Consider the following 24,112-nt stretch of genomic DNA (forward strand, 5'->3'; position numbering starts at 1 on the left):
CCGATGGAAGCGAACCTGCCACGCGCCTCCGACCTGCTGGCTGCCGGCCGCCTGGGCTGGCGGCGCAGCCTGCGCACCCGGCTGATGTTCTGGTCCAGCCTGACCAGCATCGTGCTGCTGTTGGGCGTGGCCGCGGTGTTCTACGCGGCGCTGCGGGGCGTGCTGATCCAGAACGCCAAGTCCGAGATCCACAACCTCGCCAGCCAGACCTCCCGCGGCCTGGCGGCCACCCTCGAATCGGTGCAGGTCAGCGGCCAGGCCCTGGCCGAGAACGCCACCGCCGTGGGGCTGGAGCCGATGCGCCAGCGGACGCTGCTGATGTCCACCATCCGCTCCGACCCGTCCATCGCTGGCGCCATGGTGATCATCGAGCCGGGGCGGCTGTCGCCCGAGGACCCGGGCTTCGACTGGTACATCCGTCGCGAGGGCGGCGGCTTCAAGGAATCCTCGGTCAAGGACCTGGGCTACGACTACCGGAACATGCCCTGGTACACGCGCACCACCGGCGTGGGCCAGGCCTGGTGGGGCGAGCCCTACGCCAACGCCGCCACCGGCGGCGAGTACTTCACCACCTTCAACTTGCCGCTGCGGCGCCCGGGCGACGGGCCGGAGGGCGCCGTGATCGGCATGGTCAGCGTGGACGTGCCGCTGCAGCGGCTGCGCAGCGTGCTGGGCGAGCTGCCCGACGCCAGCAACCTGATCCCGGTGCTTTATTCGCCCGAGTACCTGATCACGCTGCACCCGGACCCCGCGCTGGCGATGAAGCAGAACCTCGAGGGACTGGTCACCACCGGCGGCCGCAGCGACCTGGCGCCGGTGGCCGACCAGATCCGGCGCCGCCAGGACTTCGAGGTGCAGCACCGCGTCGCCAGCGGCGCCGACGCCGGGCTGGTGCGCTACACCTTCGGCGGGCCGGTCGGCAGCACCGGCTGGACCTTCACGCTGGCGGTGAACGAGAACGTGATCCTGGCCCAGCTCAACCGGATCACGCTCTGGGGCCTGCTCGGCGGCCTGTTCGGCGTGCTGCTGTGCGTGGCGGCGATCCGGCGCTACTCGGGCATGATCGCGCGGCCGATCGAGGACATCACCAACACGGCGCGGCATTTCGCCCAGGGCGAGTTCGATTACCCGCTGGCGCACACCCAGCGCGAGGACGAGGTGGGGGTGCTGGCGCGCGCGTTCGACACCGCGCGCGCCTCGATCAAGCGGCAGATGACCGAGATCGCCGACATGGGCGCGGCGCGGGCGCGGCTGGAAGGCGAGCTCAACATCGCCGCCGACATCCAGCAGGCCATGCTGCCGGCCGGCAGCGAGTTCGATGCGGGCGAGGCCCACCTCGAGTTCCACGGCCTGCTGGAGCCGGCCAAGGCGGTGGGCGGCGACTTCTACAACCTGTTCGAGCGCGACGGCGACTCGCTGTGGTTCGTGATCGGCGACGTGTCGGACAAGGGCGTGCCGGCGGCGCTGTTCATGGCGCGCACGATGACGGTGCTGGAGGTGGCGGCGCAGCTGGGCGGCTCGCCGGGCAAGGCGCTGCGCGAGGCGGCCAAGCACCTGGTCGAAGGCAACGACACCTGCATGTTCGCCACCGTGCTGTGCGGCGTGATCGAGCTGCGCACCGGCGCGCTGGCGCTGGCCAGCGCCGGCCACGAGGCGCCGGTGATCCTGCGTGCCGACGGCCGGCGCGAGTTCGTGCCGGTACCCACCGAGGGCCCGCTGGGCGTGGACGTGGCGCGCGAGTATCCCGCCTGGCGTGGCCGACTGATGGCGGGCGACACGTTGTTGACCTATACCGACGGCATCACCGAGGCGTTTGATCGTGACGACCAGCCCTTCGGCACCGACCGCCTGCTGGCGACGCTCGACCCCGCGCTGTCCGCACGCGCGCAGTGCAGCCACCTGGTGGACGCCGTGCACGCCTTCACCAACGGCGCGCCGCAGTCCGACGACATCACCGTGCTGGCCATCCGCTACCGGCGCGATGCCCGCGTTCGCGAGCGCTTCAGCGTGAAGGCCTCGTTGCAGCCGCCGCTGCCCGGCGACGCGGTGCACCAGCTGCTGGCGCAGGTGGACGCCGGCCTCGAAGGCCACGACCTGCCGGCCACCCTGATGCACGACGTGCACCTGGTGGTGGAGGAAGTGGCCTGCAACGTCATCGACCACGGCGCCGAGGACGGCCGCGAGCCGACGCTGGAGCTGGTGGCCACGGTCGAAGGCAACCAGCTCTCCATGGAATTCCGCGACGACGGCCGGCCCTTCGACCCGCTGTCGCAGCCCACGCCCGACCTCTACGCCGACATCGCCGACCGCCCGATCGGCGGCCTCGGCGTGCACCTGATCCGCGAGCTGGCCGAGGACGTCGCCTATGCCCGCGACGACGGCCAGAACATCCTCCGCATCGTCCTGCACATCCCCACTCCGGAGCGCACTGCATGAGCCTGAGCATCGAGATCACCCCCGCCGGCAACGGCAACCAGCGCGTGGCCCTGGCCGGGCGGCTGGACACCCACACCTACGGCGACCTCGACCAGCAGCTGGCGCCGGTGCTGGGCTCGTCCATCCATTCGCTGGTGCTCGACCTGGCCGGCCTCGACTACATCAGCTCGGCCGGCGTGCGCTCGATCTTCAAGGCGCGCAAGGCGCTGGCGGCGCGCGGCGGCAAGGTGGTGGTGGTGAACCCGAAGCCGCAGATCCAGAAGGTGTTCGACGTGGTGAAGGCGGTGCCGCTGGACGAGATCTTCTCGTCGGTGGAGGAGGCCGATGCCTACCTCGACGCGATGCAGAAGAAGGTGCTGCGCGGCGACGACGACGAGTAGTCGTCAGCGATTGAGCCAGAGCGCGCCGTACACGGCCAACGAGCCGAGCACGTAGAGCATTTCCACCGCGCGCTTGCGCCCGGGCTTGTCGCGCGAGCGGGTGAGGTCGAGCAGCATCTGCCGCAGCAGGAAGGTGTAGAGGATGTAGTACAGGAAGGGCGTGACGTGCACCCATGGCGGGAAATCGGAGAGCGCCTTGCCGAACCAGCCGAGGATGGTCTCGATCTCGACCCAGATGCCGAGCAGGCCGAGCGCCGCGTTGATCAGCATCCACTTCACCTCGTCCCGGCCGAAGATGGCCAGGTAGAACGCGAGGTAGACGACGATCGCGATGCCGCCGTGCAGGTACAGGAACGCCAGCTCGACGTCGTCGGCCGCGTAGGCCATCAGGAAGCCCGACAGCCCGAACATCCCCATGTGCACGAGGAAGAACGGGTAGATGAAAAGCATCGGCAGCTTCTCGCCCTTGCGAATGAGCTTGCCGTTCACCGTGATGTCACCCTCCGCCCTCATCCCCGCCCCCAGGCAAATGAACCAGGTTCATTTGATTTTTCCCCGCGCCAACGATGGCCGGGAATGCCGGCGTCCGCAAGGGGCCGCCGCGCCGCAAATGAACCTGGTTCATTTGCGGGGGAGGAGGAGTTTCAGGGAGCGTTCGAGGGCTTTGCGGCGGAGGCCGGGGTAGCGGAGGCCGTCCCAGAGGGGGCGGAGCCAGCGGCGGCGGTCGGGCTCGAGCAGGGCTTCGCGCATGCGGGCCTCGAGGCGGTACATCGTGGCCAGGCCGCGGCCCTGTTCGCGGCGGCCGGCGGGCAGGTCGGGACGGGCGTCGACGCAGCGGTCCTGGTCGTCGGCGACCTCGTGGTACATCTGCGCCACCCGCTGCTGGCGGCGGCGCCAGGTGGCGGCGTCGTCGGCGCTGCGGTCGAACACCCAGTTGCCCAGGTTGCCTTCGTGGCGCCGGTAGCCGAGCAGCGGCTCGGGCAGGCAGTGGCATTCGCCCAACAGCACGGCACGCAGCTGCAGCGCGTTGTCCTCCACCCTGCCCTGCAGCGGCGGCAGCGTGGTGAAGACCTCGCGGCGCACCGCCATCGAGGCGCCCAGCACGGTGATCAGGTGCCCGGCGCGGCGCAGGTCGCGCTGGGTCAGCACCGCCTGCTGGCCGCGGTTGCGCGGCTTGATGATCTCGCCGCGCGGGTTGATGTCGTTGACCGTGGAGCCAACGATCATCGCCTGCGGATGCTTGCGCATGTGCCCCACCAGGCGCTCGACGCGATGCGGGTAGGCCACGTCGTCGCCGGCCAGGAACACCAGGATGTCGGTGCCCGCCAGCGGCGCCAGTTCGGTGAGATGCGCGCACAGGCCGACGTTGCGGGCCGTGCTGCGCACGCGCACGCGGTGCGGGCCGCGGTAGTCGCGAACACGGGCGGCGATGCGCTGCAGCGATTCATCGCCCGAGCTGTCGTCGGAGACGATGATCTCGCAGGGCACGGTCTGCGCCAGCGCCGAATCCAGCGCCTCCACGATCGTGTCCTGCATGCGGTAGCAGACCAGCAGGATGGTCGCCACCGGCGGCACGTCGGCCACGACCCCGGCCTCGAACAGCGACGGCTGGATCGAGGACGTGGTCCGGGTGGCCATGTCAGCCCCGGGCGATGCGGATCTGGGCGTCCACGGCCGCGATCGCCGTCATGTTCACCACGCGCCGCACCGTGGCGGAGGGCGTGAGCACGTGCGCGGCGCTGGCCAGGCCCATCAGGATCGGGCCGATGCCGACGCCGTCGGTGACGCTGCGCACCAGGTTGTAGCTGGCGTTGGCCGCGTCGAGGTTGGAGAAGGCCAGCAGGTTGGCCCGGCCCGAGAGCTGCGACTGCGGGAAGATGCGCTGGCGCGCTTCTTCGTTCAGGGCGATGTCGGCGTGCATCTCGCCCTCGACCTCGAGCTTGGGCGCGCGCTCGCGCAGGATCGCCAGCGCGTCGCGCATCTTCTGCGAGGAGGCGCTGTCGCTGGAGCCGAAGTTGCTGTGGCTCACCAGCGCCGCCTTCGGCGTGATGCCGAACAGCTTGAGCCGGAACGCCGACTGGATCAGCGACTCGGCCACCTCGGCCGCGCTCGGGTCCACGTTCACATGCGTGTCGGTGAAGAAGAACACGCCCTTCTCGTTGAGCACGGCGCTGAGCGCGGACAGGCCGCGGGTCTCGCTTTCCACGCCCAAGATCTCGCGCACGTACTTGAGCTTGCGCACGAAGCGGCCGACCAGGCCGCACAGCAGCGCGTCGGCCTCGCCCCGGCGCACCATCAGCGCCGCGATCACCACGTCGCGCGAGCGCACGATGGCCTTGGCCGCCGCCGGCGTGATGCCCTTGCGCTGCATGATCTGGTGGTAGAGCTGCCAGTAGTCGTTGAAGCGCGGGTCGTCGTCGATGTTGGTCACGTCCACGTCCACGCCGACGCGCAGGCGCAGGCCCAGGCGCTGGATGCGGCGCTCGATCACCGCCGGGCGGCCGACCAGGATCGGCCGGGCCAGGCCTTCGTCCACCACCGTCTGCACGGCGCGCAGCACGGTTTCTTCCTCGCCCTCGGCGTAGACCACGCGCTTGCGGTCGGCGCGGGCGCGGTCGAACACCGGCTTCATCAGCAGGCCGGTGCGGAACACCCAGCTGCTGAGGCGGTCGCGGTAGGCCTCGAGGTCGGCGATCGGGCGGGTGGCGACGCCGGAATCCATCGCCGCCTTCGCCACCGCCGGCGCCAGCGACACCAGCAGGCGCGGGTCGAACGGGCGCGGGATCAGGTACTCGGGGCCGAAGCGCGGCGTCTCGCCGGCGTAGGCCGCACCGAGGTCGGTGGCCTCGCGCCGGGCCAGGTCGGCGATCGCGCGCACGCAGGCCAGCTTCATCTCTTCGTTGATGGTGGTGGCGCCGACATCGAGCGCGCCGCGGAAGATGTAGGGGAAGCAGAGCGCGTTGTTGACCTGGTTCGGGTGGTCGCTGCGGCCGGTGGCGATGATCGCGTCGGGGCGCGCCTGCCGCGCCAGCGCCGGGTCGATCTCGGGCGTGGGGTTGGCCAGCGCGAAGATCACCGGGCGTTCGGCCATCTGCTTCACCATTGCCTCGGTGAGCACGTTGCCGGCCGAGACGCCGATGAACACGTCGGCGCCGACGATGATGTCGGCCAGCGTGCGCGCGGACGTCTCGCGGGCGTAGCGGACGATGCCGTGGTTGGCGCCGCCGGGCGCCAGGTCGGCGCGGCCGGTGTGCAGCACGCCGTCGCGGTCGCTGACCAGGATGTTCTGCGGCTGCATGCCCAGCGCCACCAGCATGTCCAGGCAGGCGATGCCGGCCGCGCCGGCGCCGCTGACCGCGAGCTTCACCTGCGCGATGTCCTTGCCGACCACGTGCAGCGCGTTGAGCACCGCGGCGCCGACGATGATCGCGGTGCCGTGCTGGTCGTCGTGGAAGACGGGGATCTTCAGCCGCTCGCGCAGCTTCTTCTCGACCACGAAGCACTCGGGCGCCTTGATGTCCTCGAGGTTGATGCCGCCGAAGGTGGGCTCGAGCGAGGCGATGATGTCGACCAGCTTGTCCGGGTCGTTCTCGGCGATCTCGAGGTCGAACACGTCGATGCCGGCGAACTTCTGGAACAGCACGCCCTTGCCTTCCATCACCGGCTTGCCGGCGAGCGGGCCGATGTTGCCCAGGCCCAGCACCGCGGTGCCGTTGGTGATCACGCCCACCAGGTTGCCGCGCGCGGTGAGCGCGCTGGCCTCGCCCGGGTCGGCGACGATGGCTTCGCACGCCGCGGCCACGCCCGGCGAATAGGCCAGGGCCAGGTCACGCTGGGTGATCATCGCCTTGGTGGGCGTGACCTTGATCTTTCCCGCCGGCGCCTGCCGGTGGTAGTCGAGGGCGGCTTGCTTGAAGTCTTCTTGTTCGGACATGGGTCGGACGGTCTCGGGCCGTGCGCGCGGGCGCCGGCGAATGGGCCCCCGATTGTAGCGGCCCGCCGGGGGGCCTGCCGACGCGCCCGTATGGCCGCGGCTGGCGATGCCCGGCGCAGGCGGCCAGAATGGCGCTTTCCCGCGCGACCCGACGATGCCCGCCAGCCCCGACGCCCCGCCGCGCCTGCGCGCCCTGCCCCTGCTGCTGGCCCTGGTCGCCCTGCAGTGGCTGCTGGTGGCCAACCCGGGCTATTTCAGCCACGACGAACTGCAATGGGGCGCGCGCGCCGACGTGGCGGGCTGGGCCGACCTGCCGTGGGTGTCCTGGACCGATGTCGGCACGTTCCAGTGGCGGCCGCTCACCTTCAACCTGTGGCTGGTGGTTTCGAACGCCAGCTTTGGCTGGCCCCAGGCCATGCATTTGCTGTGGGTGGCGATGGGCAGCGCGGTCGCGCTGGCGCTGGGTTCCCTGCTGCTGCGCGTCGGTGCCTCGGCGGCGGTGGCGCGCGGCGCGGCGCTGCTGTTCGCGCTGGGTCCGTACGCGGCTTACGTGCACGGGTGGGTGGGCACGCTGGCCGACCTGCTGTGGGTGGGCGCCGCGATGGCGCTGGCGCACGCGCTGGTGACGCTGCACGCCCGCGGCGCCGCGCCGGTGGTGGCCGCCGCGGTGGCGTTCGCCTTCACCGCGCTGGGGCTGCTGGCGAAGGAAGCCGCGCTGGCCATTCCCGCGCTGCTCGGCCTCGCCTGGTGCCTGCAGCGCGGCCGGCCGGTCGGGCTGGCCGCGGTGATCGGCAGCGGCGTGGCGGCGGTGCTCTACCTGGCGCTGCGGTTCGACACGCTGATGACGCCGGCCGAGGCCAGCACCTACGCGATCTCGCCCGGATCGGCGCCGCGCAACTGGGCCACGTACTGGCTGTTCCCGCTGCGGCCGGCGGCGTTCGAGGCCACGGGCACCTGGCTGGCGTCCGCGAAGCACCTGGTGCTGGCGTCGGTTCTGCTGCTGGCGCTGGTCGCGGCAATCGCGTGGCGCGCGCCGCGACGGGCGCTGGCGCTGGTGGTCGGCGGCAGCCTGGCGCTGGCGCCGGCGCTGCCGCTGGCGTTTCCCGCCAACCAGTACGGCTACGGGTTCTGGGCCTGGGTCGTGGCCTGCCTTGCGCTGGCGTGGCCGGCGCTGGGGCGCGCGGGGCGCGGGCTGGTGCTGTTCCTGGCGCTGGTGACGACCTGGCACGGCGTCAACGTGCAGCGCGAGATGCAGCGCGTGGGCGGGAAGCAGGCGGTGTTCCAGCCGGCGCTGGTGCAGGCGCTGGCGGCGCACGACGGCGAGCTTCGACTGCTGACCCCGGTGCGCGACGAGTGGATCTATCGGCGCCTGAGCCACGAGGTGCCGGCGTGGCGCGGTGCGGCGATCGGGGATCGGGTGCGGTGGGTGGAGGCGGACGAGGCGGCGGATTATCGGGTGGCGGAAGACGGGGCGCTGGTCGCGCCCTGAAAAGCATCGGGACTGAAGTCCCTCCTACAGGGAGCTGCTGTGGGACGGACTTCAGTCCCGATGCTTTTCAAAGACCCAAGACCAGGTCATCGGCATCCACGCGATCCAGCCGGATCTTGTTCGCAAACAGCGAGAACGCCAGCATCCCCGCCAGCCCGTTCGCGCGCTGCATCCAGGGCGGCACGTACAGCGGCGCCGCCAGCGCGCCCGACTCGAACGCGCCCTCGAGCGCGAACACGTCCTCGAGCGCCATCTTGCCCGCGAACAGCTGCCGCGCCTGGCCCAGCTTGTGGTGGCGCAGGCACCAGCGGAAATACGTGTGCACCGACAGCAGCCCGCGCAGGTACACCGTGTCCTTGGTGAAGGCCGCACCGCCGCCCAGCGGCACGCCGCGGAACACGCGCTGGCTGGAGGTGAAGCTGTCGAGCGCCGACTGCCCCGAGTCGATGAAGAAGCGGAACACCTCGACGAAATCAGCGCCGTGGATGGCCTTGTCGATCGCGACGATGCGCAGGCTGATCCGCTTCATCCGCTCGATGTCCATCGAGCCCGAGATCAGCTCGGCGAAGGTGGCCAGGCCCTCCTGCGTCGCGGTGGTGCGCGGCGAGCCGCGGGCCAGCGACTTCAGGTGCGGCTGCTCGCGGCCGTTGAGGCCGGTGAGCGTGTGCACGAAGGCCTCGTGCACCAGCAGCTGGTTGCGGTCGTACTCGCTGAAGCCGGTGTTGGTGCGCAGGCGGATGCGGGTGGAGCTGGCGGCGGCCTTCGCGATCAGGGCGTCGTCGAGTTCGACCCGCACCTTGTGCCCGGTGAAGAACCCGTCCACCGCGGCCTGCAGCTCGGCCTGCACGGTCTCGGCGGGCAGCACGTAGTCGGGCTCGACCTCGCGCAATTCCTGGTCCATTTCGTCGGCCAGGCCGATGAAGTGGGTGGCGGCGTCGAGGTGGGTGGGGCCGTCGCCCGGCAGCATCTCCACCGGGCGGCCGAACAGCCGCGTCGAGTACGCCGTGACCCGGTGCGAGCCCACCGCGTCGAGCAGGCGGGTGGTGATGCGCCAGCTCTCCGAGGTCAGGCGCAGGTAGCGGCCGAGCGGATCGTCGGGGTCGGCCAGCTCGTGCACCTTGTCCAGCTCGTCGCGCACGGCGGCGTAGTCGCCGCGCGGATACTCGGGGCGCGGCATGTGGATGCGGCCGATTTTCCAGGCGGCCAGGAACTCCTCCTGCAACCGCGCGGGCCAGCTCACCGATTCGAGCAGCCGGATGCCGCGCACCGCCGCCACCAGGCGCGCATCGAGCGCCGCGTGGTGCGCCAGCGAGCGCGCGGCCGCGGTCATCGGCGGCCCAGCTTGTCCTTGGTGCGCCGCTGCTTGTTCTTCAGCGCCAGCGCTTCCTCGGCGCGGCGCGCGGCCTGGGTGACGGCGGCGGCCTCGGCTTCGTCGCGCAGCTTCACGTAGTTGAGGTAGCGGGCCTCGTCGAGCGTGCCGTCCTCGATCGCCGCGCGCACGGCGCAGCCGGGCTCGTTGCCGTGCACGCAGTCGCGGAAGCGGCAGCCGGCGCCCAGGGCCTCGATGTCCTCGAAGGCGTCGACGATGTCCTCGTCGCCGCTGAGCTTTACTTCGCGCATGCCCGGCGTGTCGATCAGGCAGCCGCCCTGCGGCAGCGGCGTCAGCACGCGGAAGGTGGTGGTGTGGCGGCCACGCGAGTCGTTGCCGCGCACCGCATTGGTCTTCATCTTCTCGCGGCCCAGCAGGGTGTTGGTCAGCGTGGACTTGCCGGCACCGGAGCTGCCCACCAGCACCACGGTCTGGCCGGGGCCGAGGTAAGGCGCCAGCACCGCGACGCTGGCCGGGTCCTTGGCGTTGACCGCGTGGATCGGCACGCCGGATTCCTCCACTTCCATCAGCAGGTCGATGCAGTCCTCGACGATCTCGCACTCGTCGGCCTTGGTCAGCACCAGCACCGGGTCGGCGCCGCTGGCGCGGATCACCACCAGGTAGCGCTCGATGCGGCGCGGGTTGAAGTCCTGGTCCAGGCCGACCACCACCAGCACGTGGTCGACGTTCGCGGCGATCAGCTGCTGGCGATGGTGTTCGCCGGCGGCGCCGCGCTTGAGCAGGGCGTGGCGCGGCAGCAGCGCCAGGATGTTCTTGCCGGCCTCGTCGAGCGTGACCCAGTCGCCAACCGCGGCGCGCTGCTCGGGCGGGCAGCGCGGGCGGGTCCAGGGCAGCGGCGGCTGCACCTTGATCACTTCGTCGGCGCGGGTGGCGACGTCATAGGCGCTGCGGTGCTGGCCGACCACGCGGGCCAGGCGGGCGCCGGGGGCGGCGGCGAGGGCCTCGCGGTAGGCGTCGCCGTCGGGCCAGCCGATGGGTCGCAGGAGGTCGAGGGCTTCGGGGGTGGGCTGCATTGCCGGGGATGATAGCGCTACCGTGCACACACCCCACTCACCGTCTGCGCGGCAAGGTTGCGCCATGGAACGTTTCGGTACCGTCGTCCTCGTCCTCGCCGCGCTCGGTTTCCTCGGGTTCGGCCTCGCCATCGTGGCCGCCCCGGAGGCGGTGTTGGCGCCGGTCGGGATCAGCGGCACCGCGGCCGGGCTGGTCGAGCTGCGCGCCTTCTACGGCGGGCTCGAACTCGGCCTGGCCGCGTTCCTGTTCGCCTGCGCGGCCAAGCCCGCCTGGCGCGCCCCCGGCCTCTGGTCCGTGGCCCTGGCCAACGGTGGCATCGCCGCGGCCCGCCTGCTGGGCATTGGCCTGAGCGGGGAGTTCACCGGGTTCTTCGCGGCGGCCCTGGCCTGGGAAATCGGCTTTACCCTGGCGGCGGTGCTGGCCCTGCGCGGGCGGCCGGGCTGAGCCAAATCGGCTGAAAGCCCGTCAAGATTCCGTTAACCTCGGCCCAGCACCCCGGTCCGAGTCCCCTGCGACATGCCCCACACGCTCCTGAAGACCCGCGAAAGCCTGCGCGAGGTCCGTTACGACATCCGCGGCGAACTGTCCCGCCGCGCCCGCGAACTCGAAGGCCAGGGCCGCCAGCTGATCCGCCTGAACATCGGCAATCCCGGCGCCTTCGGCTTCCGCGCCCCCGAGCACCTGCAGGCCGCGCTGGCCGCCCACGTCGGTGAGTCCGATCCCTACACGCACCAGCAGGGCCTGCCGCTGGCGCGCGAGGCCGTGGCCGACCTGCACCGCCGGCGCGGCACCCCGAACGCCAGCGCCGAGCGCGTGTTCATCGGCAACGGCGTCAGCGAGCTGATCGACATCTCGCTGCGCGCCCTGCTCAACCCCGGCGAAGAGGTGCTGCTGCCCTCGCCCGACTACCCGCTGTGGAGCGCCGCCACCATCCTCAACCAGGGCCGGCCGGTGTACTACCGCTGCGCCCCGGAAAACGGCTTCCTGCCCGACCCGGACGAGATCGAAAAGCTGGTGACGCCGCGCACCCGCGTGCTGGTGGTGATCAACCCGAACAACCCGACCGGCGCCAGCTACCCGCGCGCGCTGCTGCAAAAGCTCGTGGCCATCGCCGCGAAGCACAAGCTGCTGCTGATGGCCGACGAGATCTACGACGGCATCCTCTACGACGAAGCCACGTTCACCCCGCTGGCGCCGCTGGCCGGCGACGTGCCCTGCCTGAGCTTCGGCGGCCTGTCGAAGGTGTGGCGCGCCTGCGGCTGGCGCGTGGGCTGGGCCGTGCTGTCGGGCGACCCGGTGACGGTGGGCGACTACCACCACGCGATGGACCTGCTCGGCGCGCTGCGCCTGTGCGCCAACGTGCCCGCGCAGTTCGCGGTGCCGGCGGCGCTGTCGGGCCCGGAAACCATCCTCGAGCTCACCCGCCCCGGCGGCCGGCTGCATGAATCGCGGCGCGCGGTGGTGGAATGCTGCGCGGCCAGCGAGCACCTGTCGCTGGTGGCGCCGGCGGGCGCGCTGTACGCCTTCCCGGAAGTGATCGGCGACGCCGCGGTGGATTTCGACGACCAGGCCTTCGCGCTCGAGCTGCTGGAAACCGAGGACGTGCTGGTGGTGCCGGGCAGCGGCTTCAACGTGCCGGGCTCGCGCCATTTCCGCGTCACGCTGCTGCCCGAGGCGGGCCTGGTGCGCGAGGTGTTCGCGCGCATCGACCGCGCGCTGGGCAAGCACGCCGCGCGGGCCCGCGCCCGCCACGTGGCCTGACCCGCGATGGCGGCGGGCCTGTCCTACCTGGCGCTGGGCGACTCCTACACCATCGGCGAGTCGGTGCCCGAGGAAGGCCGCTGGCCCCGCCAGCTGGCCGCCGCGCTGCGGGCGCAGGGCGTCGCGCTGGACGACCCGCGCATCATCGCCACCACCGGCTGGACCACCGACGAGCTGTCGGCCGCGATGGATGCCGCCGAGCCGCTGGGCCGGCACGGCTTCGTATCGCTGCTGATAGGCGTGAACAACCAGTACCGCGGCTGGAACCTCGGCGAATACCGGGTCGAGTTCGCCGACCTGCTCGACCGCGCGATCGCGCTGGCGGGCGACCGCCCCGGCCGCGTGCTGGTGCTTTCGATCCCCGACTGGGGCGTGACCCCCTTCGGCCAGGCCAGCGGCCGCGACACCGCCGAGATCGCGCGCCAGCTCGACGCCTTCAACGCCGCCGCCGCCGACGAGTGCACGGCGCGCGAGGTCGCCTTCGTCGACATCACCCCCGTCAGCCGCGAGCGCGGCGCCGAACCCGGCATGGTGGCCGACGACGGCCTGCACCCCTCGGCCGCCATGTACGCCGAATGGACCCGCCTGGCCCTGCCCGTCGCCAGGGCGCTCCTGGCCTGACCTCCGCCCGGCACAGTTACCTGCTCGCTCGCCTGCCTGGATTCTTTCGCTTTGGTGGGGCGTCTGATTTTTAACGCGGATCAGCGCGGATGGACGCGGATAAAAGCGGATTTTTTCAGTTTGAATCGGCGAGTGGCTGGGCCGTGGCTTAGGATCACGGGCGCTTCCGGGACAGCCGCCGCGTCCTCGCCGGAAGCCAGCCGAGCCCGCTCGCTTGCGCCGAATCGAATCCTGCCCGCCTGAAGCTTCCCTGACATGTTCAATCCGCTTTTATCCGCGTCCATCCGCTCTGATCCGCGTTCAAAAACTGGAACCCCACACGCGCCAACGCCGCACCCCCGGGGTTCATGCGCCGGGAGTAAAATGGCGGCCTTCCCCACCGGAGCCGGCCATGTCCCTGTCCCCTGAAACGCGCGCGCGCATCGAATCGATCCTCGCGGCGAACCACGTCGTGCTCTTCATGAAGGGCGAGCCGCGGGCGCCGCAGTGCGGTTTCTCGGCCAAGGCCGTGGGCATCCTGGGCGGCCTGCTGCCGTCCTTTGGCCATGTGGACGTGCTGTCCGACCCGGAGATCCGCGAGGGCATCAAGGTCTACGGCCAGTGGCCGACCATCCCGCAGCTCTACGTCGGCGGCGAGCTGCTCGGCGGCAGCGACATCATCGAGCAGATGCTCAACAGCGGCGAGCTGCACGAGGCCCTGGGCCTGGCCGCGCCGGACCGCACCCCGCCCCGCATCGAGATCACTCCGGCCGCCGCCGAGGCGATCCAGCGGGCGATGGACGGGGCCGACGACGGCGCGGTGCTGCACCTCTCGGTGGACCCGCGCTTCAACGCCCGCTTCGAACTCAAGCCGGCCAGCGGCCAGGAGATCGTGGCCGAGGCGGCTGGCCTGCGTCTTCACCTAGACCTGGCCAGCGTGCCGCGCGCGCAGGGCCTGCGCATCGACTGGGTCGAGGACCCGCGCGGCGCCGGCCTGGCCATCCACAACCCGAACGCCCCGCCGCCGGTGAAGCCGATGTCGGTGCAGCAGCTGCACGACCACCTCATCGCCGGCACCCTGGATGTGATCGACGTGCGCCCGGCCCACGCCCGCGCCATCGCCCCCTTCCCGCACCCGCACGAGGTGCTGGACGAGGACAGCCGCGAACGGCTCGAGGCCCTGCCCAAGGACCTGCCGATCGCCTTCCTCTGCCACCACGGCCAGAGCAGCCGGCAGGCGGCCGAATACTTCCGCGGGCTGGGCTTCCACGACCTCTACAACGTCGAGGGCGGGATCGACGCCTGGTCGGTGGAGATCGACCCGTCGGTGCCCCGCTACTGAACCGGTTAGCAACGCTTACGTACGCCCCGTGGCGTCCATAGAGCAATTACGTTAATTTACCGCCATCTGCAGGCCAGCCCGGCCAAAGGTGCGCGCATCCGGGTCCGGCCCCGACCGAGGAGAGGATGGATGCGTAACTGGATCGTGGTGCCGATGGGCCTGGCCCTGGCCGCCTGCGGCGGCGGCGACGGTGCCGCCGGCGGGTCGCCCGGCGACCTGGCGGCCGAGGCCTGCAAGCTCGCCGCCGAATCGCGGCTCGACGGCAAACTCTACGAACTCGATGCCGCCGCGCTCGCGGCGAGCATGCGCGACGCGCCGAACGGCGAAAAATTCCTGACCGCGCCGATCACGATCGAACCCGGCCTGACTTCCGAAGTGAAGCAGATCGTCGAGTGCACCGTGCGCTTCAGCGACGCCAAGCCCCAGCCCGACGTCGTCGGCTTCGGCTTCAACTGGTAACCCGCCGGATCCTGTAGGAGGGACTTCAGTCCCGAAGCTTTTCGGCGAAAAGCTTCGGGACTGAAGTCCCTCCTACATTGTTTTTATTCGTCGAAGCGGAGGTGCTTGACGGATTTGCCGTGGCGGCGGATCAGGCGCAGGGCCTCGATGCCGATCTGGATGTGGCGCTCGACGAAGTGTTCGGTGACCACGCGGTCCGAGGCTTCGGTCTTCACGCCTTCCGGGATCATCGGCTGGTCCGACACCAGCAGCAGCGCGCCCGACGGGATCGAGTTGGCGAAGCCGGCCGAGAAGATCGTCGCGGTTTCCATGTCGATGGCCATGCAGCGCAGCTTGCGCAGGTATTCCTTGAACGCGGCGTCGTGTTCCCAGACGCGGCGGTTGGTGGTGAACACCGTGCCGGTCCAGTAGTCGTGCTCGAGGTCGCGGATCATGGTGGACACCGCGCGCTGCAGCGCGAAGGCCGGCAGCGCCGGCACTTCCGGCGGCAGGTAGTCGTTGCTGGTGCCCTCGCCGCGGATGGCGGCGATCGGAAGGATCAGGTCACCCAGCTGGTTCTTGCGCTTGAGCCCGCCGCACTTGCCCAGGAACAGCACGGCCTTGGGGTCGATGGCCGACAGCAGGTCCATCACCGTGGCGGCGTTGGCGCTGCCCATGCCGAAGTTGATCATCGTGATGCCGTCGGCGGTGGCGCTGGGCATCGGCCGGTCGGTGCCCACGATCGGGGCGCCGGTGAGGCGGGAGAAGGTGTTGAGGTAGCCGCCGAAGTTGGTGAGCAGCACGTGCTCGCCGAAGTCGGCCAGGGGCACGCCGGTGTAGCGGGGAAGCCAGTTGCTGACGATCTCGTTCTTGTCTTTCACGTGTCTTTTTCCTTGTTGTTGTTTTTCTACGCCTTGCCCGGCCATTCTGCCACGCGGTCCTTGAACCGTGACCGGTTGGGCTTGGCAAGCGCCCGGCCCTGCGGCTAGGGTGCGTCGATCACTGGGGAGACCACGATGTCCATGCGAACCAAGGCCAGCCTGCTGGCCACAGCCCTGCTCGCGCTGCCGTTGCTGGCGGGCGCGGCGCAGACGCCTTATCCGAGCACCTACCAGCCCGTCGCCTCGGGCCCGGTGCTGATCCGCAACGCCACCGTCCTGACCGGCGACGGCCAGCGCCTCGAGGGCGCCGACGTGCTGATGCGCGACGGCCGCATCGCCGCGGTCGGCCCCGGCCTGGACGCCGCCGGCGCCACCGTGGTGGACGCCAGCGGCAAGTGGGTCACGCCCGGCATCATCGACGTGCATTCGCATTTGGGCGTGTATCCCAGCCCGGGCGCCGCCGCGCATTCCGACGGCAACGAGATGACCACGCCCGTCACCTCGCAGGTCTGGGCCGAACACGCGGTGTGGCCGCAGGACCCGGGCTTCCCGACCGCGCTCGCCGGCGGCGTGACCTCGCTGATGGTGCTGCCCGGCTCGGGGAACCTGATCGGCGGCCGCGGCGTGGTGCTCAAGAACGTGCCCGCCACCACGATGCAGCAAATGAAGTTCCCCGGCGCCCCGCACAGCGTGAAGATGGCCTGCGGCGAGAATCCCAAGCGCTATTACGGCGGCCGCGGCCAGTCGCCGATGACGCGCATGGGCAACATGGCCGGCTACCGCGCCGCCTTCATCGAAGCGCAGAAGTACCGCGCCGCCTGGGACAAGTACGAGGCCGCGAACGGTGAGTCCGGCCGCGGCCGCGGCAAGGGCAACGGCGACGCCGAGAAGCCGGCCCAGGACCTGCGCCTGGAAACGCTGGCCGGCGTGATGCGCGGCGACATCACCGTGCAGATCCACTGCTACCGCGCCGATGAAATGGCGCTGATGATGGACCTGGCCAAGGAGTTCGACTTCAAGATCGCCGCCTTCCACCACGGCGTCGAGGCCTACAAGCTGGCCGACGAACTCGCCGAGGAAGGCATCTGCGGCGCGCTGTGGGCCGACTGGTGGGGCTTCAAGATGGAGGCCTACGACGGCATCCAGGAAAACATCGCCCTGGTGGACCGCCCGAAGAACAGCTGCGCGGTCGTGCACTCCGATTCCGCCGAAGGCATCCAGCGCCTGAACCAGGAAGCGGCGAAGGTGATGGTGCGCGGCGAGCGCGTCGGCCTGAAGCTGCCGCCCGAGCACGCCATCCGCTGGATCACCACCAATGCCGCCCGCGCCATTGGCGTCGCCGACCAGACCGGCCTGCTGGCCGAGGGCAAGATGGCCGACGTGGTGGTGTGGAACGGCAATCCCTTCAGCGTCTATGCCAAGGCCGAGCGCGTCTATGTCGACGGCGCCCTGCTCTACGATCGCGCCGACCCGTCGAGGCAGCCGGTCACCGACTTCATGCTGGGCCAGGAGGTGTCGCCGTGAAGCGCCTGCTCGTTTGCCTCGTCCTCGCCGCCGCGCTGCCCGCGGCCGCCCAGGACCTGCTGATCCGCGACGCCACCGTGCACACCGCCGGCGCCCGCGGCACGCTCAAGAACCACGACGTGCTGGTGCAGGGCGGCGTGGTCCGCCAGGTCGGCACCGGCCTGGCCGCACCGGCCGGCGTCACCGTGGTCGAAGCCAAGGGCCGGCCGCTGACGCCAGGCCTGTTCGGCGGCCTCACCGGCCTCGGCATCGAGGAAGTGTCGGGTGAATCGGCCACCGTCGACCACACCCTGGCCCTCGGCGTGCCGCCGAATGCGCACGAGCCCACCTGGCGCCCCGAGTTCGACGTGGATGTCGCGTTCAACCCGCACTCCGCCGCGATCGGCGTGAACCGCGTCGAGGGCATCACCTTCACCGTGCTCTCGCCCAGCAGCACCGTGGGCGGCAGCTTCGTCGCCGGCCAGGGCAGCGCGGTCGTGCTCGACGGCCGCTACGACGCCGCGCTGGGCAACAGCCGCAGCCTGTTCGTGAACCTGGGCGGCGGCGCCTCCCCGCTCTCGGGCGGCAGCCGCGCCGGCCAGTGGATGCTGCTCGAGCAGGCGGTGGCCGAGGCCCGCAGCGGCGCCGACGACGGCCTGCTCACCCGCGCCGGCCGCGCCGCGCTGCAGCGCTACCTCGCCGGTGGCCGGGTCGTGTTCCAGGTCGATCGCGCGGCGGACATCCGCCAGGCGCTGGCCTTCAGCAAGAAGCACGGCCTCAAGCCGGTGATCGCCGGCGGCGCCGAGGCCTGGAAGGTGGCGGCCGAGCTCAAGGCCGCGAACGTGCCGGTGCTGCTGGACGCGCTGGTGAACCTGCCCTCGAGCTTCGACGCGCTGGGCTCGAGCCTGGAGAACGCCGCCCGCCTGCATCGCGCCGGCGTCAGCGTCGGTTTCTCGCAGTCGGGCGACGCCACCCACAACGCGCGCAAGGTGCGCCAGCTGGCCGGCGTCGCCGTTGCCAACGGCCTGCCCTGGGAAGCCGGCCTGGCCGGCCTGACCGCGGTGCCCGCGCAGGTGTTCGGCGTGTCGGCGCAGCGCGGCCGGATCGAGCCGGGCCAGGTCGCCGACCTGGTGCTGTGGTCGGGCGATCCGCTGGAAGTGAACACGGTCGCCGAGCAGGTCTGGTTCGATGGCCGCGCCGCCGACATGCGTTCGCGCCAGACCGAGCTGCGCGACCGCTACCTGGCACCCAAGGGCAGCCTGCCCCGCGCCTACTCCGGCCGCTGAGCGACGCGCCCTGCCTGCGCCCTCCCCGGGAGACCGGGGAGGGCGTAGTCTTTTGGGGCCAGCGCAGCGGGGAGCCGCGCCGGCATCCATCCACACGGGGAGACGTGCGATGCCTGAGGTCAATGTCTGGGCGGTGCTGGTCGCCGCGCTTTCGGGGTTCGTGCTCGGCGGGCTGTGGTATTCGCCGGTGCTGTTCGGCAAGGCCTGGCAGCGCGAGACCGGCCTGAGCGACGACGTGCTGGCCAAGGGCAACATGGCGCTGATCTTCGGCACCACCTTCGTGCTGTGCCTGGTCGCCAGCGCGGTGTTCGCGATGTTCCTGGGGCCGCGGCCCAGCCTGGAACTGGGCGTGGGCGCCGGGTTCGCGGCGGGGCTGTGCTGGGTCACGGCCAGCTTCGGCATCAACTACCTGTTCGAGCGCAAGTCGCTCAAGCTCTTCCTGATCAACGGCGGCTACCACACGCTGCAGTTCACCCTGATCGGGCTGGTGCTGGCGCTGTGGCCGGCGGCCTGAGCGCGAAGTCGATGGCCACGCACTGGTACTTCGACTTCATCTCGCCGTTTGCCTACCTGGCATGGCCGCGGGTGCGGGCATTGGCCGCGCGGCACGCGATCGAACTGCGGCCGATCATGTTCGCCGGGTTGCTCGGCCATCATGGCCACAAGGGGCCGGCCGAGATCCCGTCCAAGCGCACCTTCACCTATCGCCACGTGCTGTGGCAGGCGAAGCAGCGGGGCGTGCCGCTGGCCTTCCCGCCCGCGCATCCGTTCAACCCGCTGCTGGCGCTGCGCCTGTGCGTGGCCGCAGGCGCGACACCGGAAGCCATCACGGCGATCTTCGACTGGATCTGGGCCCAGGGCCGCGCCGTCGACAGCCCCGAGGCGATCGCGCCGCTGGCCGCGGCGCTGGGCGTGACCGACCCGGCCGCGCTGTCGTCGCCGGCGGTGAAGGAGACGCTGCGCGCGAACTACGACGCCGCGCTGGCCGCGGGCGTGTTCGGCGTGCCCTCGCTGGTGGTCGACGGCGAGATCTTCTGGGGCGAGGACTCGATGGATTTCGCGGAAGCCTTCCTTGCCGACCGCACGCTGCTGTCGACGAAGGAAATGCAGGACGCGGCCACCTGGCCGGTCGGCGCGAGTCGAACCTAAGGGAAGATCGCGCGCCGCGCCGGCACGGCCGGCGCCGTGGACCGGCGTGCCGCTCAGTTCGGCCCGAAACTGCCCTCGGCCGCCACCACCATGTTGCGGCCGGAATCCTTGGCCACGTACATGGCGCGGTCGGCGCGGTCGACCAGGGCATCCAGCGGCTCGGCCTCGCCCAGGTATTCGGCGGCGCCGATGCTGACGGTGAGCTCGACCACTTCCTCGCCGACCACCTGGCAGTGCTGCTGCACCGCCATGCGGATGCGCTCGCCGACGGCGATGGCGTTCACGCGGCGCGCGCCGGGCAGCGCCACCGCGAACTCTTCGCCGCCCATGCGGCCCAGGATGTCGCCGCCGCGCAGCTCGGCCGCCACCGTCGCGGCCACGGCCTTGAGGCAATCGTCGCCGACGTTGTGGCCGAGGCTGTCGTTGATCAGCTTGAACAGGTCGATGTCGAAGAACAGCACCGACAGCGGCCGCTGCGGCTGCGCCTCGCGGGCGTCGGCGGCGAGCTGCTCGAGCCGGCCGCGCCAGGCGCCACGGTTGAGCACGCCGGTGAGCGGGTCGCGCTCGGAGCTCTGCTTGACGCGCTTGGCCTCCGCGCGGGCGTGGTCGCGCTCCTCCAGCAGGCGGCGCATGCGGCCCAGCAGCTCGCGCACCAGCAGCAGGCCCCAGGCCACGACGGCCAGCGCCAGCGCCAGGCCCACCAGCGGCCAGCGGCCGGCCAGCCAGCTGCCCAGCACCAGCACCACGAGGCTGGTGCCGGCGAACGGCAGCCAGGACGCGCGCGGCACCATGCGCTCGCTCAGGATCCGGCAGGCCAGGGCCAGCGCCGCCACCAGGGCCAGCGAGAACCCGAGGGCGAACCACAGCGCCGTGACCTGGCTCGCTGGCGGCGCCGCCCACGCGGGCGAAGCCGCCATCGCCGGGAACAGCGACAGGACCACGAGCCGGACGGAGCGGGGGCGGGGAGCGGCGAACATGCCCCTACTGTCCAGTACCCGGGGCCGCGAAACAAGCGACTGTTTCTCAATGGGTTTGCTTATCGCTTACGGGCTCACGGTTTCACCGGCCCATGACCTTCGGCCTACGGTGGCCGGGGGCGCTTCGCCTAGCATCGGCGGGTCCCTTTTCCGGAGTGTCCCATGCCGTCCCGTCCGCTCGCGCTTGCCGTACTGATCAGCCTTGGCCTTGGCACCGCCGCCCACGCCGCCGACTCCAAATGGGACGTCAACGCCGCCCACGCCAAGGGCAAGGTGGTCAGCTTCAGCACCGACGAGGGCACCTGGCTCGACCTCGACGTCAGCCCGGACGGACGCCGCATCGTGTTCTCGATGCTCGGCGACATCTACTCGCTGCCGGTCACCGGCGGCCAGGCGCAGCGCATCACCCGCGGCGCGGCCTGGGACATCCAGCCGCGCTTCTCGCCCGATGGCAGCGAGATCGCCTTCACCTCCGACCGCGGCGGCGGCAACAACCTCTGGCGCATGAAGGCCGACGGCAGCGGCGCCACCGCGGTGAGCAAGGAAGACTTCCGCCTGCTCAACAACCCGGCCTGGACGCCGGACGGCCAGTTCATCGTCGGCCGCAAGCACTTCACTTCGCAGCGCTCGCTGGGCGCGGGCGAGCTGTGGATGTACCACCGCGACGGCGGCGCCGGCCTCCAGCTCACCAAGCGCAAGAACGACCAGCAGGACCAGGGCGAACCGGCCTTCTCGCCGGACGGCCGCTACCTGTATTTCTCCGAGGACATGAGCCCGGGCGGCGCCTTCGACTACAACCGCAACGTGCACGGCATGATCTACGCGATCCGCCGCCTCGACCGCGAGACCGGCGAGATCGAGAACGTGGTCGCCAGCGCCGGCGGCGCGGTGCGGCCGCAGCCGTCGCCCGACGGCAAGTCGCTGGCGTTCGTGAAGCGGGTGCGCGACAAGTCCGTGCTGCACCTGCTCGACCTGGAATCCGGTGAGGTCCGGGCGGTGTGGGATGGCCTGTCGCACGACCAGCAGGAAGCCTGGGCGATCTTCGGGCCCTACCCCAACTTCGACTGGCTGCCGGATTCCAAGTCGGTGGTGGTGTGGGGCCAGGGCAAGTTCTGGCAGGTGGACGTGGCCAGCGGCCAGGCCAAGAACGTGCCGTTCACCGCCGAGGTGTCGCAGACCGTGCTGCCAGCGCTGCGCGCCGACCAGTCCGCGGCCTTCGAGGGCGACAGCTTCTCGCCGCGCATGATCCGCGACGTGGCCACCAGCCCGGACGGCCGCACGCTGGTCTTCCACGCGGTCGGCCAGCTGTGGACCAAGGCGCTGCCGGGCGGCGAACCGAAGCGCCTCACCCAGGACGCCGCCAACTTCGAGTACCAGCCAGCCTTCAGCCCGGACGGGCGCAAGCTGCTGTACACGACCTGGTCGGATGACGCGATGGGCGCGATCCGCGAGCTCGACCTGGCCACCGGCCAGTCGCGCGCGCTGACCACGCAGCCGGGCTTCTACTACGGCCCGCGCTATTCGCGCGACGGCGCCCGCATCGTTTACTCGCGCCAGGGCGGCAGCGGCCTCACCGGCAGCCTGTGGAGCGGCACCCGCGGCGTGTTCGTGATGCCGGCCGCCGGCGGCGACGCGGTGCAGGTGGCGAAGAACGGCGCCGACCCGCAGTTCTCGGCCGACGGCCAGCGCGTGTTCTTCCTCACCGGCGGCGGCCTCGAGAAGAAGTTGATGAGCGCCGGCCTCAACGGCGAGCAGCCGCGCGAGGTGTTCAACCTCAAGTACGTCGACCACGTGGCGATCAGCCCGGACGGCCGGTCGGTCGCGTTCACCGAGCTGTTCAACGGCTACGTGGCGCCGCTGCCGCTCACCGGCGGTTCGATCGAACTCAGCAAGGACACCAAGGCGATCCCGGTGACCGCGCTGGGCACCGACATGGGCAGCTACCTGCACTGGGGCGCCGATTCGAAGTCGCTGCACTGGATGGTGGGCGACCGCTACCACTCGCGCACGCTGGGCGCCGCCAAGGCCGACGCCGGCGTGGCGGTGGGCCTGCGCCTGCCGACCGACCGCCCGGCCGACACCTTCGCCCTGGTCGGTGGCCGCGTGGTGACGATGCGCGACGCCAACAACGCCGAGGAAGTGATCGAGGACGGCGTGGTGGTGGTGCGCGGCGAGCGCATCGTGGCGGTGGGCAAGCGCGGCGACGTGGCCATCCCGGCCGGCGCGCGCGAAGTGGACGTATCCGGCAAGACCGTGTTCCCGGGCATCGTGGACGCGCACGCGCACGCGGCGCACTTCGGCCAGGGCGTCGTGCCGCAGCAGAACTGGGCCTACCACGCCAACCTCGCCTTCGGCATCACCACGATGCACGACCCGTCGGCGACCACCGAGTTCGTGTTCTCGCAGTCCGAGCTGGTGAAGGCCGGGCGCATGGTTGGCCCGCGCGTGTTCTCCACCGGCACCATCCTTTACGGCGCCGACGGCGACTTCAAGGCGGTGGTGAACTCGATCGACGACGCCCGCGGCCACCTGCGCCGCATGCAGGCGAACGGCGCGTTCTCCGTGAAGTCCTACAACCAGCCGCGCCGCGACCAGCGCCAGCAGATCAACCAGGCCGCGCGCGAGCTGGGCATGCTGGTGGTGGAAGAAGGCGGTTCGACCTTCCACCACAACATGACCATGATCGTGGACGGCGTCACCGGCGTGGAGCACAACATCCCGATCGCGCCGCTGTACAAGGACGTGACCGAGCTGTGGCGCAACACGCAGGTCGGCAACACGCCGACGCTGGTGGTGAACTACGGCGGCCTGAACGCCGAGCGCTATTGGTACGCCCGCGACAACGTGTGGGAGAACGAGCGGCTGCTGCGCTTCTTCCCGAAGAACTCGCTCAACGGCCAGACCATCCGCCGCGACACCGCGCCGGAGTGGGACTACTACCACGTGGAAGTGGCCAAGGCCGCCAAGCAGCTGCGCGACAACGGCACCCTGATCCTGGTCGGCGGCCACGGCCAGCTGCAGGGCATGGCGCCGCACTGGGAGATCTGGTCGCTGGCGCAGGGCGGCTTCTCGCCGTGGGAAGCGCTGCGCGCGGCCACCATCGACGGCGCCACGTACCTGGGCCTGTCGAAGGAAATCGGCTCGCTGGAGGCCGGCAAGCGCGCCGACCTGGTGGTGGTGGACGGCAACCCGCTGGCCGACATCCGCCAGAGCGACGACACCGCGATGGTGATGGTCAACGGCCGCCTGTTCAACGCCGCCGACATGTCCGAGATCGGCGGCCTGCAGCGCCCGGCCCCGACCTTCTTCTGGCAGCGCCAGGGCAACGGCGTCCAGATGGGCGTCGAATACGGCCCCACCGCCCCCTGCCACTGCCCCAAGTCCGGCACCCAACACACCCACTAACCCCAAATGAACCAGGTTCATTTGCCATGCCTCGGGGTCAGGTCCGGAACCTGACCCCGTTTTTTTGCGTCCGGCGGGTGGCCCGCTGTCGGGGCGGGCTGCGTTAATCCCCGGGAATCCTCGCCCG

The 24,112-nt window shown here is 70.8% G+C and carries 20 protein-coding genes; 13 read left to right on the forward strand and 7 right to left on the reverse strand.

Going from position 1 to position 24,112, the window contains the following annotated elements; genetic code table 11:
• Positions 1 to 3: 3 nt before the first annotated feature.
• Both VFV21_RS01700 and VFV21_RS01705 read left to right on the forward strand, forming a co-directional pair.
• A complete protein-coding gene (locus VFV21_RS01700) occupies positions 4 to 2,436 on the forward strand; it encodes a SpoIIE family protein phosphatase (RefSeq protein ID WP_169742269.1) in 2,433 nt (810 codons plus the stop codon).
• Positions 2,433 to 2,816: an STAS domain-containing protein gene (locus VFV21_RS01705; protein WP_034210113.1), complete on the forward strand. Its 384-nt coding sequence runs from the start codon at positions 2,433 to 2,435 to the stop codon at positions 2,814 to 2,816. Before VFV21_RS01700 ends, VFV21_RS01705 begins: the two co-directional genes overlap by 4 nt.
• A 3-nt stretch (positions 2,817 to 2,819) precedes the next feature.
• Here VFV21_RS01705 and VFV21_RS01710 read toward each other — a convergent pair whose 3' ends face one another.
• From VFV21_RS01710 to VFV21_RS01720, 3 genes are all read right to left on the reverse strand, one after another.
• The gene (locus VFV21_RS01710) at positions 2,820 to 3,305 is read right to left on the reverse strand and encodes a hypothetical protein (RefSeq protein WP_329667806.1); all 486 of its coding nucleotides are present in this window, start codon (positions 3,303 to 3,305) and stop codon (positions 2,820 to 2,822) included.
• A 132-nt stretch (positions 3,306 to 3,437) separates the two neighbouring features.
• Positions 3,438 to 4,454 carry a glycosyltransferase gene (locus VFV21_RS01715; RefSeq protein WP_329667807.1) on the reverse strand — a complete coding sequence of 339 codons (1,017 nt, stop codon included), beginning with the start codon at positions 4,452 to 4,454 and terminating at the stop codon, positions 3,438 to 3,440.
• A gap of 1 nt (position 4,455) precedes the next feature.
• On the reverse strand, positions 4,456 to 6,750 hold the full coding sequence (locus tag VFV21_RS01720) for an NADP-dependent malic enzyme (RefSeq protein ID WP_329667808.1): 2,295 nt from the start codon (positions 6,748 to 6,750) through the stop codon (positions 4,456 to 4,458).
• 154 nt (positions 6,751 to 6,904) lie between these two features.
• Between VFV21_RS01720 and VFV21_RS01725 the strand changes: the two genes are divergently transcribed.
• Positions 6,905 to 8,239 (forward strand): hypothetical protein, encoded by a 1,335-nt coding sequence (locus VFV21_RS01725; RefSeq protein WP_329667809.1) that lies wholly within the window; start codon positions 6,905 to 6,907, stop codon positions 8,237 to 8,239.
• 67 nt (positions 8,240 to 8,306) lie between these two features.
• Here the strand turns inward: VFV21_RS01725 and VFV21_RS01730 are convergent, their stop codons facing one another.
• Both VFV21_RS01730 and rsgA read right to left on the reverse strand, forming a co-directional pair.
• Entirely contained in the window at positions 8,307 to 9,569 is a 1,263-nt protein-coding gene (locus VFV21_RS01730) for a flavohemoglobin expression-modulating QEGLA motif protein (RefSeq protein ID WP_329667810.1), read from the reverse strand.
• Positions 9,566 to 10,642, reverse strand: a complete 1,077-nt coding sequence (rsgA, locus tag VFV21_RS01735) for a ribosome small subunit-dependent GTPase A (RefSeq protein ID WP_329667811.1) — start codon at positions 10,640 to 10,642, stop codon at positions 9,566 to 9,568. Before rsgA ends, VFV21_RS01730 begins: the two co-directional genes overlap by 4 nt.
• Positions 10,643 to 10,706: 64 nt before the next feature.
• On the opposite strand from rsgA, the gene VFV21_RS01740 reads away from it, so the two are divergent.
• The 5 genes from VFV21_RS01740 to VFV21_RS01760 all read left to right on the forward strand — a co-directional run bounded on the left by VFV21_RS01740 (position 10,707) and on the right by VFV21_RS01760 (position 14,805).
• On the forward strand, positions 10,707 to 11,087 hold the full coding sequence (locus tag VFV21_RS01740) for a DUF4345 family protein (protein WP_052575011.1): 381 nt from the start codon (positions 10,707 to 10,709) through the stop codon (positions 11,085 to 11,087).
• Positions 11,088 to 11,159: 72 nt separating this feature from the next.
• Complete coding sequence (locus tag VFV21_RS01745; protein ID WP_034210127.1) at positions 11,160 to 12,404, forward strand: aminotransferase class I/II-fold pyridoxal phosphate-dependent enzyme; 1,245 nt, start codon at positions 11,160 to 11,162, stop codon at positions 12,402 to 12,404.
• A gap of 6 nt (positions 12,405 to 12,410) precedes the next feature.
• Positions 12,411 to 13,025, forward strand: coding sequence for an SGNH/GDSL hydrolase family protein (locus VFV21_RS01750; RefSeq protein ID WP_329667812.1), 615 nt, complete (start codon positions 12,411 to 12,413; stop codon positions 13,023 to 13,025).
• A gap of 391 nt (positions 13,026 to 13,416) precedes the next feature.
• Entirely contained in the window at positions 13,417 to 14,346 is a 930-nt protein-coding gene (gene grxD / locus VFV21_RS01755) for a Grx4 family monothiol glutaredoxin (RefSeq protein ID WP_329667813.1), read from the forward strand.
• A 129-nt stretch (positions 14,347 to 14,475) separates the two neighbouring features.
• On the forward strand, positions 14,476 to 14,805 hold the full coding sequence (locus tag VFV21_RS01760) for a hypothetical protein (protein ID WP_156968857.1): 330 nt from the start codon (positions 14,476 to 14,478) through the stop codon (positions 14,803 to 14,805).
• Positions 14,806 to 14,888: 83 nt separating this feature from the next.
• Here the strand turns inward: VFV21_RS01760 and VFV21_RS01765 are convergent, their stop codons facing one another.
• The gene (locus tag VFV21_RS01765; protein ID WP_034210133.1) at positions 14,889 to 15,665 is read right to left on the reverse strand and encodes an AMP nucleosidase; all 777 of its coding nucleotides are present in this window, start codon (positions 15,663 to 15,665) and stop codon (positions 14,889 to 14,891) included.
• A 141-nt stretch (positions 15,666 to 15,806) separates the two neighbouring features.
• Here VFV21_RS01765 and VFV21_RS01770 point away from each other — a divergent pair, with 141 nt between their 5' ends.
• From VFV21_RS01770 to VFV21_RS01785, 4 genes are all read left to right on the forward strand, one after another.
• Positions 15,807 to 17,189 (forward strand): amidohydrolase, encoded by a 1,383-nt coding sequence (locus VFV21_RS01770; protein ID WP_329667845.1) that lies wholly within the window; start codon positions 15,807 to 15,809, stop codon positions 17,187 to 17,189.
• Positions 17,186 to 18,454 (forward strand): amidohydrolase family protein, encoded by a 1,269-nt coding sequence (locus VFV21_RS01775; protein WP_329667814.1) that lies wholly within the window; start codon positions 17,186 to 17,188, stop codon positions 18,452 to 18,454. The genes VFV21_RS01770 and VFV21_RS01775 overlap by 4 nt, the downstream gene beginning before the upstream one ends.
• 109 nt (positions 18,455 to 18,563) lie before the next feature.
• Positions 18,564 to 18,968 (forward strand): DUF1761 domain-containing protein, encoded by a 405-nt coding sequence (locus VFV21_RS01780; RefSeq protein WP_034210136.1) that lies wholly within the window; start codon positions 18,564 to 18,566, stop codon positions 18,966 to 18,968.
• Positions 18,969 to 18,979: 11 nt separating this feature from the next.
• Positions 18,980 to 19,603, forward strand: coding sequence for a 2-hydroxychromene-2-carboxylate isomerase (locus VFV21_RS01785; protein WP_414638448.1), 624 nt, complete (start codon positions 18,980 to 18,982; stop codon positions 19,601 to 19,603).
• A 53-nt stretch (positions 19,604 to 19,656) separates the two neighbouring features.
• On the opposite strand, the gene VFV21_RS01790 is transcribed toward VFV21_RS01785, so the two are convergent.
• Complete coding sequence (locus VFV21_RS01790; protein ID WP_052575013.1) at positions 19,657 to 20,580, reverse strand: GGDEF domain-containing protein; 924 nt, start codon at positions 20,578 to 20,580, stop codon at positions 19,657 to 19,659.
• 162 nt (positions 20,581 to 20,742) lie between these two features.
• Here VFV21_RS01790 and VFV21_RS01795 point away from each other — a divergent pair, with 162 nt between their 5' ends.
• Positions 20,743 to 23,985 (forward strand): amidohydrolase family protein, encoded by a 3,243-nt coding sequence (locus VFV21_RS01795; RefSeq protein ID WP_329667816.1) that lies wholly within the window; start codon positions 20,743 to 20,745, stop codon positions 23,983 to 23,985.
• The last annotated feature ends 127 nt before the right edge of the window (positions 23,986 to 24,112 follow it).

Origin of the sequence: Arenimonas sp., assembly GCF_036275555.1 — a bacterium.
GTDB lineage: Bacteria > Pseudomonadota > Gammaproteobacteria > Xanthomonadales > Xanthomonadaceae > Arenimonas.